13 protein-coding genes are annotated in these 13,370 nt (G+C 55.9%); 5 read left to right on the forward strand and 8 right to left on the reverse strand.

All coding sequences use genetic code 11. From position 1 onward, the window contains the following. Positions 1–81: 81 nt before the first annotated feature. The 5 genes from QHL1GM_RS00175 to QHL1GM_RS00195 all read left to right on the forward strand — a co-directional run bounded on the left by QHL1GM_RS00175 (position 82) and on the right by QHL1GM_RS00195 (position 6,067). Positions 82–312 carry a DUF1127 domain-containing protein gene (locus tag QHL1GM_RS00175; RefSeq protein WP_083570935.1) on the forward strand — a complete coding sequence of 77 codons (231 nt, stop codon included), beginning with the start codon at positions 82–84 and terminating at the stop codon, positions 310–312. Positions 313–554: 242 nt separating this feature from the next. Next, on the forward strand, positions 555–2,909 hold the full coding sequence (locus tag QHL1GM_RS00180; protein ID WP_071692661.1) for a Tex family protein: 2,355 nt from the start codon (positions 555–557) through the stop codon (positions 2,907–2,909). 148 nt (positions 2,910–3,057) lie between these two features. Next, a complete protein-coding gene (gene gshA, locus QHL1GM_RS00185; RefSeq protein WP_071692662.1) occupies positions 3,058–4,698 on the forward strand; it encodes a glutamate--cysteine ligase in 1,641 nt (546 codons plus the stop codon). Continuing rightward, positions 4,695–5,198, forward strand: coding sequence for a disulfide bond formation protein B (locus QHL1GM_RS00190; RefSeq protein ID WP_071692663.1), 504 nt, complete (start codon positions 4,695–4,697; stop codon positions 5,196–5,198). Before gshA ends, QHL1GM_RS00190 begins: the two co-directional genes overlap by 4 nt. 17 nt (positions 5,199–5,215) lie before the next feature. Beyond that, positions 5,216–6,067, forward strand: a complete 852-nt coding sequence (locus QHL1GM_RS00195; protein WP_071692664.1) for an alpha/beta hydrolase — start codon at positions 5,216–5,218, stop codon at positions 6,065–6,067. 31 nt (positions 6,068–6,098) lie between these two features. Here the strand turns inward: QHL1GM_RS00195 and QHL1GM_RS00200 are convergent, their stop codons facing one another. The 8 genes from QHL1GM_RS00200 to QHL1GM_RS00235 form a co-directional block, all read right to left on the reverse strand. After that, positions 6,099–6,512, reverse strand: a complete 414-nt coding sequence (locus tag QHL1GM_RS00200; RefSeq protein ID WP_071692665.1) for a RidA family protein — start codon at positions 6,510–6,512, stop codon at positions 6,099–6,101. 11 nt (positions 6,513–6,523) lie between these two features. Beyond that, positions 6,524–6,931 (reverse strand): thioesterase family protein, encoded by a 408-nt coding sequence (locus tag QHL1GM_RS00205; RefSeq protein WP_071692666.1) that lies wholly within the window; start codon positions 6,929–6,931, stop codon positions 6,524–6,526. Between the two features lie 35 nt (positions 6,932–6,966). Next, positions 6,967–7,647, reverse strand: a complete 681-nt coding sequence (locus QHL1GM_RS00210) for an ABC transporter ATP-binding protein (protein ID WP_071692667.1) — start codon at positions 7,645–7,647, stop codon at positions 6,967–6,969. Then, a complete protein-coding gene (locus QHL1GM_RS00215; protein WP_071692668.1) occupies positions 7,640–8,392 on the reverse strand; it encodes an ABC transporter ATP-binding protein in 753 nt (250 codons plus the stop codon). The genes QHL1GM_RS00210 and QHL1GM_RS00215 overlap by 8 nt, the downstream gene beginning before the upstream one ends. After that, positions 8,385–9,464: a branched-chain amino acid ABC transporter permease gene (locus tag QHL1GM_RS00220; RefSeq protein ID WP_175540330.1), complete on the reverse strand. Its 1,080-nt coding sequence runs from the start codon at positions 9,462–9,464 to the stop codon at positions 8,385–8,387. Before QHL1GM_RS00220 ends, QHL1GM_RS00215 begins: the two co-directional genes overlap by 8 nt. Then, on the reverse strand, positions 9,457–10,377 hold the full coding sequence (locus tag QHL1GM_RS00225) for a branched-chain amino acid ABC transporter permease (RefSeq protein ID WP_071692669.1): 921 nt from the start codon (positions 10,375–10,377) through the stop codon (positions 9,457–9,459). The genes QHL1GM_RS00220 and QHL1GM_RS00225 overlap by 8 nt, the downstream gene beginning before the upstream one ends. Positions 10,378–10,440: 63 nt before the next feature. Beyond that, positions 10,441–11,583 (reverse strand): ABC transporter substrate-binding protein, encoded by a 1,143-nt coding sequence (locus QHL1GM_RS00230; RefSeq protein ID WP_071692670.1) that lies wholly within the window; start codon positions 11,581–11,583, stop codon positions 10,441–10,443. A gap of 40 nt (positions 11,584–11,623) precedes the next feature. Continuing rightward, complete coding sequence (locus QHL1GM_RS00235; RefSeq protein WP_071692671.1) at positions 11,624–13,297, reverse strand: benzoate-CoA ligase family protein; 1,674 nt, start codon at positions 13,295–13,297, stop codon at positions 11,624–11,626. Between the last annotated feature and the right edge of the window lie 73 nt (positions 13,298–13,370).

Genomic DNA, 13,370 nt, shown 5'->3' on the forward strand with positions numbered 1-13,370 from the left:
TGGCTTGATTGTAGAAGCTGTTCAATACTTCCTTCAACGCCTATTTGATATGCCGTTTTAAGCGGCGATAAGGAGGTTGATATGGAGTGCTCAGTCATCTGCCATCATAATGCACAGCGCCAGCAGGCGGAGCAGCGTGCAAACACAGTAACCTGGCGGGAAAGGCTCTATCGCTGGCGGCAGCTGCGTCGCGAACGCTATGCGTTGCGCCACTTGAGCGACGCTATGTTGAAAGATATTGGCATTAGCCGCGAAGCCGTTCAGCGCGAATCGCATCGGCCTTTTTGGGATGACCGAGGCTGGCGCCGCTAGCAAACCCAAAAGTGAGAAGTCATTGCGAACGCAGTGAAGCAATCTGGGAGCAGCCATCGCCAATCAAGATTGCCGCGTCGCTGCGCTCCTCGCAATGACATATGAGGTGTCATTTCGCGCCTCTGTTGTCATTGCGAGCGAAGCGAAGCAATCTCGGGGCTATTCTCAAGGTCATGCCAGCCGTGGCGCGTTTGTGATACCTTGTTGGCACTAAAAAATGCTGCATGAGTTAGTTGCAATTTATGGATGTCAATCAGCGTATTATTTCCCGCCTGGCCACTGAGCTTGGTGTGCGTCCCGAGCAAGTATCCGCCACGGTGGAGCTGCTGGATGGCGGCGCCACCGTGCCGTTTATTGCTCGTTACCGTAAAGAAGTCACCGGCGCGCTGGACGATATCCAGCTGCGCCAGCTTGATGAGCGCCTCCGCTATCTGCGCGAACTGGAAGAGCGTCGCGCCGCAGTGCTAGCCGCCATTGATGAGCAGGGCAAGCTGGACGGCCCGCTGAAAGCCAGCATTGAGGCCGCAGAGACCAAGCAGCGGTTGGAAGATTTATATCTGCCGTTTAAGAAAAAGCGCCGCACCAAAGCGCAGATTGCTCGCGAAGCAGGGCTAGAGCCGCTGGCGGATGCGCTGCTTGCCGATCCAACACTTAGCCCAGAAGGCGAAGCAGAAAACTATTTGCGCCCGGCAGAGGGCGATATTCCCGCCATCGAAGACGCCAAGGCTGCCCTGGATGGCGCAAAGCAAATCTTGATGGAGCGCTTCGCCGAAGATCCTGAATTGATTGGCCTGCTGCGTGAACGGCTGTGGCAAGAAGGCGAACTCAGTGCCCGTGTGCTAGAAGGTAAGCAGCAGGAGGGCGCCAAGTTCTCAGACTATTTCGAGCACGATGAGAAACTCGCCAAAGCGCCTTCCCACCGCGCTCTAGCGATGTTCAGGGCGCGCAACGAAGGCATGTTGAGTCTGTCGATCCGCTTGCCCGGCGAAGAGGAAGCCCCCATTCACCCCGCCCAGCTGGCAATTGCCAAGCAGTTTGGCATTAGCGACCAGGGCCGTGCGGCGGATAAGTGGTTAGCCGAAGTGGTGCGCTGGACCTGGCGCGTAAAGCTGTACACCGCGCTTGAGACCGAGCTGCTGGGCCGCCTACGCGAACAGGCTGAACTGACGGCGATTGAAGTGTTTGCGGCCAACCTGAAAGACCTACTGCTGGCGGCACCGGCGGGGCAGAAAGTCACCCTTGCTATCGACCCAGGCCAGCGCACCGGCTGTAAAGTGGCAGTGATTGATGCTACCGGGCAGTTTGTTGACCACACCGCTATCTACCCCCATGCGCCGCAAAACCAATGGAATGAAGCCTTGAGCGTTCTGGCGAAGTTGGTGAAACAGCACGGCGTTGAGCTGATTGCCGTAGGCAACGGCACCGCCAGCCGAGAAACCGATAAGCTGGTGGGCGAGCTGTTAAAAGCGCTGGCGCCAGCGCATCGATTAAGCAAAGTCATGGTCTCGGAGGCGGGCGCCTCGGTTTACTCTGCTTCTGAGTACGCCTCACGGGAAATGCCGGATCTCGATGTTACGGTGCGCGGCGCGGTCTCTATTGGCCGCCGCCTGCAAGATCCGCTAGCCGAACTGGTTAAAATCGAGCCCAAGTCGATTGGCGTGGGCCAGTACCAGCATGACGTCTCCCAAGTACAGCTGTCGCGCAGCCTGGAAGTGGTGATCGAGGACTGTGTTAACGCCGTGGGTGTTGATCTCAACACCGCCTCCAGTGCACTGCTTTCTCGGGTAGCCGGGCTGAGTGCTGCGCTGGCCGAAAATATCGTTGCCCAGCGCAATGTCAAAGGCGCCTTCAAAAGCCGTAAAGAGCTTTTAGACGTCAGCCGCCTAGGCGCCAAAACCTTCGAGCAGTGCGCGGGTTTCCTGCGTATTCACAATGCCGACAACCCCTTGGATGCCAGCGCCGTTCACCCGGAGGCCTACCCATTGGTAGAGCGTATCGCCAAGCAGAGCGGTCGAGAAGTGCGAGGCTTGATTGGCGATAGCGCTGCACTGAAAGCATTAAAGCCCGCCGACTTTGCCGATGAGCGTTTCGGCGTGCCCACCGTCAGCGATATCCTCAAAGAGCTGGATAAGCCTGGCCGCGACCCGCGTCCCGAATTTAAAGCCGCGGAGTTCCGCGAAGGGGTCGAAACACTAAAAGATCTCAAGCTCGGCATGGTGCTCGAAGGTACCGTGACTAACGTCACGCACTTCGGCGCTTTTGTGGATATCGGCGTCCATCAGGATGGCTTGGTGCATATCTCGGCGCTGTCTGATCGCTTTATCGACGACCCGCGCAGCGTGGTGAAGGCAGGGGATATTGTCACCGTCAAAGTGATGAGTGTCGATATTCCCCGCAAGCGGGTAGGGCTATCGATGCGGCTGGATGACCAGCCGGAGGCTGAGAGCAGTGCTGATAAGAGCAGTGGCTCGCCTACAAATCAGCATAATGCAACACGCAAGCCGTCCCGTGGCCAGCGTAGCGCTAAGCCAAGTGATGCGCCAGAGCCCATGGGTGCGTTGGGCGCCGCATTGCTAAAAGCGCGCGGCGGCAAATAGTCGCGCGCCTTGAAAGCGAACGTGTCTTGAAATAAGCATGGTTGCCGCCATATCCTGTTTTCTATTTTTGAAACAGCGATGATGGCGATGCCACCTGACTACACCAAGGCCCGCTCACAGCGGGCTTTACTGACAAGGAGTGTTCACCTTGCCTGAACCACTCACTGTGCCATCCGCGCTGACCGCGCAAGTCGAGCGCCTGATTCCCAGTGCGCGCCTTGGTCGGTTGGGCCGCCTGCGTCGTGGCCTTGAAAAAGAGGGGCTGCGGGTTGATGCCAATGGCCGCATTGCCCAAACGCCTCACCCGCACGCGCTGGGTTCTAAATTGACGCATCCGCATATCACCACCGACTACTCGGAGTCGCTGTTAGAGTACATCACGCCGGTTTACTCCGACCCGGGTGAAGCGCTGTGCTTTTTATCCGACCTGCATACCTTTACCTATCATCACCTGCAAAACGAATGGATCTGGCCCGGTAGCATGCCCTCTAGGCTATCCGGCAACGACAGCGTGCCGATTGCCGATTATGGCAGCTCCAATGTGGGCATCATGAAGCATGTTTACCGCAAAGGGTTGGACATGCGTTATGGCCGCATTATGCAGGCGATTGCAGGCGTTCATTACAACGTATCGTTACCCGATGATATGTGGCACGCCCTTCGCGAGTTGGAAAAAGCCACCAATATTCCCTTCAACGATTACCGCTCCACCCGCTATTTCGGCATGATCCGCCACTTCCGCCGCCATAGCTGGTTACTGTTGTACTTGTTTGGTGCTTCACCGGCGATTGATAAGAGCTTTTTGCCCGAGGGTAAAGTGCCTGAAAAGCTTCAGTCACTCAGCGACGATACTTACTTTGCCCCTTATGCGACGACCCTGCGGATGTCCGATCTGGGCTATCAAAACAAAGTACAGTCGCAGCTTAAAATCTGTTTTAACTCGCTCTCTAACTACGTTAATACCCTGCGTCACGCCATCTCTTCACCATGGCCCGACTATGAAAAAATGGGCGTTAACGTGGACGGAGAGTGGCGCCAATTGAACGCAAATATTCTCCAGATCGAAAACGAGTACTACAGCGACATTCGCCCCAAACGGGTCGCCAAGCATAACGAAACGCCTAGCCAAGCGCTTGAAGCCCGGGGTGTGGAATACATCGAAGTTCGCTGTTTGGATTTAAACCCCTTCGACCCCCTTGGCGTCACTGAAGAACAGATGCGCTTTGTGGATACCTTTTTGATGTGGTGCCTGCTCAGCGACAGCCCGTGGATCTCCGACGAAGAGTGTGACCGCTTAGACGACAACCGCCGCTGGGTGGTTGAGCGTGGTCGTGATCCTGAGCTCAAGTTATTCAACCATGGTGAAACCACCTCGGTGCGTGAATGGGGCGAACAAATTTTCGCCGAGATGGGCGAAGTGGCCCGCCTGTTAGATGCCGTCGAAGAGGGAAGCCCTCATGCTGACGCGCTGGCAAGCCTTGCGCCGCGCTTAGCAGATCCTTCGCTAACGCCGTCTGCCCAGGTGCTCGAACGGCTCAAAGCGAACGGTGGATCGCTTAGCGATTTGATGCTCAGTCTGGCCAAAGAGCAGGCGGAGCAGTTAAAAGCCGAGCCTATGCAGCGTAGCCGTGAAGCGCTGTTAGCCCAGTTGATAGAGACCTCCCACCAACAGCAGCACGATATTGAAGCCGCTGATAAAGAGACCTTTGAGGAGTTCTTACAAGTCTACTTCACCAAAGCTCGTGAGTCCCGCGCACTATCGGCGCTGCCATCAGAGGTTCGTCAATGATTCAGCACTCCTTTCGCTCGGTTGCCCTTGCCGGTTTAGCCTTCTGCGTTTTAATGATGGCGGTAGCCCTGGGGCTAGAGCATATCGGCGGTTATGAACCCTGCCCGCTATGTATCTTTCAGCGCGTAGCGGTGATTGCCGCTGGCATTGTGTTCGCGATTGCTGCTATGCACAGCCCTGCTGGCCGTGTGGGTAAAGTCATTTACGGACTGCTATCGCTGGCCGCGGTTGGAACCGGCGCCTTTATTGCCGGTCGTCACGTTTGGCTGCAAGGCTTACCTGCCGATGAAGTACCTTCCTGTGGCCCCGGGCTTGATTACATGATGGATATTCTGCCCATGCAGGACGTGGTAGCCATGGTCTTAACCGGCTCTGGCGAGTGCGCCGAGATCGACTTCTCCTTATTAGGCCTCTCACTACCCGCCTGGACGCTAATCGGTTTTGCTATCTTGGCAATTGCCCCACTGCGTATGCTCTGGTTATCAATACGTAAGCAGTAGCTTTAAAGGAATGTGGCGTGCTTTATCACCATTTTGCGACTCAAGAAGAGATCGACCGTGCCTACGACCCAATGCTCGGTCGAGATCCGTCAATGTTGGTAAAGGAGTGGCGTCAGCGCAGCGAGGCGTCACGGGCGCGCCACCGCGTAAGTCTTGATTTGCCTTTTGGCCCAACACTTGCCGAGCGCATGGATATCTTTCATGCCGATACGCCTAACGCACCGCTGCATGTGTTTTTCCACGGCGGGTACTGGCGCTCGCTAAGCCACCGCGAATTTAGCTTTATTGTTGATGGCCTGGTGAAAGCCGGTATCACCGTTGCGGTGGTCAACTACGCGCTCTGCCCGCAGGTGCGCTTTAGTGAGGTTGTGCGGCAGAGCCAGGCCGCAGTGGCCTACGTATACAGGCATGCCGCTGAATTAGGCGTTGAACCTGGGCAGCTGAGTATCTCGGGGCATTCAGCAGGTGGGCATCTATGCGCGATGCTCATGTCGACGGACTGGGAAGGCACCTTCGGTTTACCCAACCAACTGATTCGCGGCGCGCTGTGTATCAGTGGTCTTTACGATCTTCGGCCTTTTCCCTGGTCGTGGCTGCAACCCAAGCTCCAGCTTAGCGGGCGCGATGTGCAGGAGTTCAGCCCCTTATGGCTGCCGTGCCTAATGCCTGCGCCTATAAAACTGGTAGCAGGGGGTCTGGAGTCAGAAGAGTTCGAGCGTCAGATGAGTCGCTATGCTGAGCATTTGAGCCAACAAGGCCAAACAGTGACTCAGCAGCTTCTTCCCAACGTAGACCACTTCTCGATTCTTGAGCACTATCTCGACGATGGCTGCTTTGTTGAATGGATCGAAGCGTTTCACGGTTTATAACAGCGCCCGCTAGGGGCACTGTTTATAAGCTTTACATAGCAGGAATCACCGCCGTCGCCTCGATTTCAACCTTGGCCTGATCTTCCACCAGTCCAGCCACCTGAACCATGGTCATCGCCGGAAAATGCTTGCCCAGCACTTCGCGGTAGGCCGCGCCCACCTCTTTAAGTCGTGCCAAATACTCCCGCTTGTCCGTCACATACCAGGTTAGCCGCACGATATGCTCCGGGCCTGCGTTCGCCTCTTTTAAGATCGCCACAATATTCTGCAGCGCCTGATTCACTTGAACGACAAAGTCATCACTTTCAAATATCTGGTCCGCATTCCAACCAATCTGGCCGCCTACAAAAATAGTTTGGCCTGAAGCCAGCACGCCGTTAGCGTAACCGACTGCTGCTTTCCAATGCGAAGGGTGAAGAAGCTGATGAAAGTTGGCGTCACTCATTATGGCTATCCTTATAGGTTTTCAACGATAAAGTGCTGGCGCATAGCTTCTGTCCAGGGCAATGACTTACCGCTCTTTAGATCCACATAAACAAGGGTTGAACTGCTGGTTAGGCGCTTCTGCTCACCGCAGTAAGCGGTGATCTGCAGAGTCAGGCTACTACGCCCAACGGTTTGAACCGCTAACTCAAAGGTAAGTCGTTCGCCTAACCGGCTAGGCGCGTGAAACTGGGTGTCGATAGCGGCGGTAGGAACCCCGGTGCCGCTCTCCACATGCAGTTGGTTAAAGTCGCGCTGCACGACCTCCTCAAACCAATCCTCCACCACGGAGTTAATCATCTCAAAATAGCGGGGGTAAAAAACGATTCCTGCCGGATCACAGTGCTGGAAACGGACTTTGCGCTGGGTAGTGAACGGCATTGTTTTCTCCCTATTTTTATTTTTAACATTCTTAACTACACGCCCAGATAGCGGTCGCGAACTGTGCTGTTCAGCATGGCGGGTTTGCCATCCCACACGGTGCAGCCTTTTTCCAGGATGGTGCAGCGGTCAGCGATGGGTAGAATTTCGCTTAACGACTTATCCACCAGTAGCGTGGCCTGGCCTTGCTCCTTGAGCAGGCGAATAGCCCGCCAGATCTCCTGACGAATGACCGGCGCTAAGCCTTCGGTGGCCTCATCCAGCACGAGTAGACGCGGATTGGTCATCAACGCCCGGCCAATGGCCAGCATCTGCTGCTCACCGCCAGAGAGGGTTTTGGCCATTTGCGCGCGGCGCTCCTCTAAGCGCGGAAACAGCGTTTCTACCTTCTCCAGCGTCCACTCGCCCGGTCGTGCCGTTACTAACAGGTTTTCGCGCACCGACAAATTGGGGAAACAGCGGCGCCCTTCCGGTACCAAACCAAGCCCCGCTTTAGCGATACGGTAGGCGGGCAGGTGGCGTATGTTTTGGGTTTCAAACTCAATGGTGCCGCAGCTGGCAGGGGTCAGGCCGAATATCGAACGAATGGTGGTGGTTTTTCCCATACCGTTGCGCCCCATTAGGGCGACCATTTCTCCGGCGTTCACTTCGAGGTTCACGCCGAATAGCGCCTGCGAGGGGCCATAAAACGTTTCAATGTCGGCAATTTTAAGCATCGGAATCTCCCAGGTAGGCTTCACGGACGCGCGGATCCTGTCTAATCGCCTGACTATCCCCATGGGCGATAACGCTACCGGATACCAGAACCGAAATGCGGTCGGCAAGCCGAAACACCGCCTCCATATCGTGCTCAATCAGCAGGATAGGCACTTCAAGCTTTAGCGCCTCAAGTAGCTCGGTTAGCTTCGCCGAGCCTTCTGGGCCCAAGCCTGCCATGGGTTCGTCCAGCAGCAGGGCGCGGGGCTTGAGCGCCAAGGCGCAGGCCACTTCCACCTGGCGGCGCTCGCCGTGAGAGAGCTCATACATTGGCGTCCAGGCGCGATGGCTAAGCTGCATGCGTTCCAGCGCCGCATAGGCGGGGTCGAGCAGTTGCCGGTCGCGGGCGACGGGTTTCCAGAACCGAAAGCTGTGGCTTTGCAGCGCTTGAACACCCATCATCACATTGCGCATCACCGATAGCGGCTCCGCCAACGAAGAGACCTGAAAGCTACGCCCCAGGCCAAGGCGCGCCCGCTGAGCGATGCTCATGCCAGTGATCTCACAACCCGCTAGGTAAACACTCCCTTCATCAGGGCGTATATTGCCGGCGATTTGGCCAATTAGGGTCGATTTCCCCGCGCCGTTGGGACCAATCAATGCATGAATTTCCCCGGCCCTAAGTTCCAGCGACACATCGTCAGTCGCCTGCAATGCCCCAAAGCGCTTGTACAGCTTTTGCAATGAAAGAACCACATCACTCATTGCGCTCCCTCCCAGCCAGCCAACCCATCACACCGTGCTTGGCAAACAGCACCACTCCAAGTAGTACAAGCCCCAGGAAGAGCTGCCAGTACTGAGTAAACCCCCCTAGGAGTGTCTCCATCATTACAAACAAAACGGCACCGGCCAGCGGGCCATAAAGACGACCTACGCCGCCCAAAATGACGATTACCATCAGTTCGCCGGAGAAGTGCCAACTCAGCATCGCCGGGCTGACAAAGCCATTCAGGTCAGCGTATAGCGCCCCCGCAAGCCCAGTGATCGCGGCTGAAATGACAAAGGCTACCAAACGAATGGGATAAGGATTAATGCCCGCGGTGGCCAGGCGAACATCGTTAAGGCACGCCATGGTCAAGGCGGCACCAAAGCGCGACTTCATCAGTCGTGAGGTAATTGCCATCGCCAACACAAGCCCGGTGAAGCAGATAAGAAAATAGGTGAGTGCATTGCTGCTATCGACTAGTGGCAAGGTGTTACGTATATAGATTGGCAGGCCATCCTCGCCGCCATAGGTCGGCCAGGAGTTGGCAAAGTAGTAAATCATCTGCGCAAAGGCGAGGGTGATCATAATGAAATAGACCCCCGTAGTACGCAGTGAAATGGCACCAATGGCGAGGGCTAGTAGCGCACACAGCACAGCGGCAACCAGCCATACCACCAGTAAGTTGTCACTGCCCGGTACGCTGAAGGGCCAGGTCATAAACGGCGTAAAATCAAAGGCGTGGTAGGCGCTGATGCCCGCCACGTAGCCCCCCAGACCAAAATAGGCGGCGTGGCCAAAACTCACCATGCCGCCATAGCCAATTGCCAAGTTAAGGCCAACGGCCGCCATGGCAATAATCGTGATACGCGAGGCCAAATTGACGTAATAAATTTGGCCCGAGAAATATGCCGCCACCGGGAGCAGTAACAGCAGGCCGAGTAGGGCCATCTGAACCAGCCCCTTGCGATTAAAGTGGCTACTTGCCTTGGACGCCTCAGCACCGTCGGCAACGCCCCGGGCAGAGTTATTAGACAGGGCAGAGTTCTTGGACATGGAAGTGGTATTAGTCATGGGCAGAGAACAGTCCCTTAGGCTTAAAAGCAAGAATGACGGCCATGAGGATATAGATCAGCATTGCGGCCAGTGCAGCCCCAACCCCGGTCGCCTCGGAAGGTGGCATAAACGCACGAAAGAATATCGGCAAATAAACACGGCCCAGCGTATCGACAATCCCCACCAGAAGGGCACCAAATAGCGCGCCTTTAATGGAGCCAATACCGCCAATCACAATCACCACAAAGGCCAGAATCAGTACTGGCTCCCCCATTCCCACCTGCACGGATTGTAGCGCGCCCACTAAAGCCCCCGCTAAGCCGGCAAGCCCAGCACCTAAGGCAAACACCAGGGTATAGAGTTTTGAAATATTGACACCCAGCGCCCCAATCATTTCGCGGTCGCTTTCCCCAGCACGTATTCGCATGCCCAACCGCGTCCGTGAGATAAGCAGGTAAAGTGCGATCGAAATAGCGATACCCACCCCAATTAGCATTAGTCGATAAATGGGGTAGCGGGTGTCACCCGGCAGGGTTACAAAACCGGTGAGCCAAGAGGGCGGGCTAAGCAGTAAGGGGGATGAACCGAAAATCCAGCGCGTGCCTTCCGAGAAAATCAGTATCAGTGCAAACGTCGCCAACACCTGATCAAGATGAGGACGGTGATAGAGGCGGCGTATGACAATCAGTTCCACCAATGCACCGGCCAATGCCGCCGCTGCGATACCCGCGCTCAGCCCAATCAGAAAAGAGCCGGTCGAGGCAGTGACCGCCGCCGTAGCGTAGGCCCCCACCATGTAAAATGAGCCATGGGCAAGATTGATCAGCCCCATTACCCCGAATACCAGGGTTAGGCCGCTGGCCATCAAAAACAGCATAGTGCCAAGCTGTACGCCGTTAAGTAATTGCTCAATTAGCAGAGTAACGGACACGTTAGGAATCCTTAACGAAAGAAAAGGGTAAAGGCTGGGTGGCGACACCCAGCCGCGGTGTCATTACATCTGGCACTGTTCAAAATAGACGTCTTGAATATCTTCAATGGCGATGCCGATCAGGCGGTTAGTCGGCTCTCCATCATCGCCCTCCACCACTTCGCGTACGTAAATATCTTGAATAGGGTGGTGGTTCGGGCCAAAGCGGAACTCACCGCGCACGCTGTCAAAGTCGGCGGCTCGCAGCGCTTCACGAAAGGCTTCCTTGTCATCAGGATGGGCGGTTTCAAGCGCGCTAAGGATCAGGTTGGCGGTGTCATAACCTTGCGCCGCGTACAGAGTCGGCATTCGGTCATAGGCGGCTTGGAAGCCCTCTACAAAGCGGTCGTTGGCCTCGTTTTCTAAATCGTAAGCCCATAGCGAGGTGTTGCGTGCTCCAACAGCGGCACTGCCCACGGCCTTGATAAGGATTTCATCAAAGGAGAAGGCGGCCCCAAAGATCGGCATATCAACGCCGGAGCTCTCCCACTGCTTCATAAACGAGATACCCATCCCACCGGGTAAGAAGAAAAACAGGCTGTCGGCATCGCTGTCGCGAATCTGGGCAATTTCAGCAGCGTAATCGGTTTGCCCCATTTGGGTGTAAAGCTCGCCAACGACCTCACCCTCATAAAGGTGTTTGAAGCCTGCCAAGGCGTCGGTGCCTGCAGGGTAGTTGGGCGCCATGATAATGGGACGCTCATACCCCTGTTCACGCATATAAGCGCCCATGGCGCCGTGCAGATTATCGTTCTGATAAGCCACGTTGAAGTAGTTCTCGTGGCACATGCGCCCGGCTAAATCGGAAGGCCCAGCATTGGGTGAGAGATAGAAGGTGCCCTGACGCACCACTGACGGAACAACCGCCATTGCCAAGTTAGACCAGATAATGCCGGTGAGAATGTCGACGTCATCACGCTGCATAAACTCATTGGACAGGCTGCGAGCCAAGTCAGGGCGCCTAGCGTCATCTTGGATCAGGACTTCAACATCGTCGCGACCCGACTGCTCGAGCGCCAGCATAAAGCCATCGCGAACGTCCACACCCAAGTGCGAACCGCCGCCTGAAAGGGTGGTGATCATGCCGATCTTGACGTCATCGGCATGAGCCGTTACCAGACTGGAGGAGAGCAGTAAGCCAAGGCCAAAGCGAGTTATCTGTTTCATGGATCATTCCTCATTTTTTAATCGTTTATTGCTTAGAGGGTCATACGTTGGTGTTGGTACTATTAGTGTTGGTGCAAGGAGAGCCAGCGCTCGGGTAATGTTCCTGGCTCAGCCGAAAGCGCTGAACCTTACCCGTGGATGTTTTAGGTAGTGCCTCGATAAACCGTATGGAGCGAGGGTACTTATACGGCGCGATGGTCTGCTTCACGAAGTCCTGCAACATTTGCTGACATTCTTCATCTTGCTGAAAACTATCGTTTAGAACAACAAAAGCCTCGACAATTTGCCCGCGCTCTTGGCTAGGCGCTCCGATCACCGCGCACTCTTTCACGGCTGGGTGTGCCAGTAGGGCCGCCTCTACCTCGGGGCCCGCGATGTTATAGCCCGCCGATACAATCATGTCGTCATTGCGGGCGGCGAAATGGAAGTAGCCTTCCTCATCTTGATAAAACGCATCACCGGTGATATTCCAGCCTTCTTTTACATACTTTTGCTGGCGCTTATCGGCCAAATAGCGACAGCCGGTGGGCCCGCGCACAGCAAGCTTACCGATCGTGCCGCGGGGCACATCATGCATTTCATCATCAACGATACGTGCCTCGTAACCGTTCACCGGTTTACCGGTGCAGCTGGGGCGATGGTCATCCAGGTGATTGGAGATAAAAATATGCAGCATTTCAGTCGCGCCGATACCGTCGAGGATCGGAGTACCGGTTTGCTTTATCCAGTCATGATAAATCGGTGCGGGCAGGGTTTCGCCAGCGGAAACGGCAACGCGTAGGCTGCTCAAATCCTCATGGCTGGTAGGCGCTGACAGCATCGCCCGGTAGGCCGTCGGTGCGGTGAAGACCACCGTGGCCTGATACTCGCGGATAATATCCATCATATTGGGCGGAGAGGCGTGTTCGAGCAGTACGGCGGTGGCCCCGAAGCGCAGCGGGAAGATGGCCAGTCCGCCCAGGCCAAAGGTGAATGCCAGCGGGGGAGAGCCGACGAACACGTCCTCGGGTGTTACCTGTAGGACTTCTTTGGCGTAGCCGTCAGCAATTACCAGCAGGTCGCGGTGAAAGTGCATGGTGGCTTTGGGCGAACCGGTGGTGCCCGAGGTAAACCCGAGTAGAGCCACATCGTCGGCAGCGGTATCCACTGCTTCAAAGGTGGCGGGTTTGCCCAGCGCTAAACGGTCAAGCTCTGCGTCGTGGTTAGCCGTGCCATCAAAGCCTACGACACGTTCGAGTACCGGGCTGTGCTGTTGGCACTCAACCAGTTCATCGAGCAGGCGGGTATCGCAAAGGGCGAGTCTGATTGCCGCTTTATCGATTACCTGGCATAGCTCTTTGGTACGCAACATCGGCATGGTATTGACCACTACGGCGCCCGCCTTGGTGGCGGCCAGCCAGCAGGCCACCATGGCCGGGTTGTTGGCGGAGCGGATCAATACCCGTTGGCCTGGAGTAACGCCCAAGTCTTCGACCAATACATGGGCAAGGCGGTTGGTCCACTCGGTGAGCTCTTGATAGGTGCGACGGCGGCCATTGCCCGCTAAAGCAATTCGTTCTCCGAAACCCTGGTTGAGCAGCCGGTCGCAGAGCTCAGCGCCCGCGTTAAGTCGTTGGGGATAATTGAAGCCCGCGAGCAGGAACTCAGGCTGACAATCAATGGGTGGCAGGTTATCCCGCGCAAAAGTATCAGCATGAGCCGACTGGATATACATGACCAACCTCCGTATTTGGTGTCGTTGTTTATTCCTGACGGCACCTCTGTGTGAGGCGTTATCAGGGATACGG

Source organism: Halomonas sp. QHL1 (assembly GCF_001882345.1).
Lineage (GTDB): Bacteria > Pseudomonadota > Gammaproteobacteria > Pseudomonadales > Halomonadaceae > Vreelandella.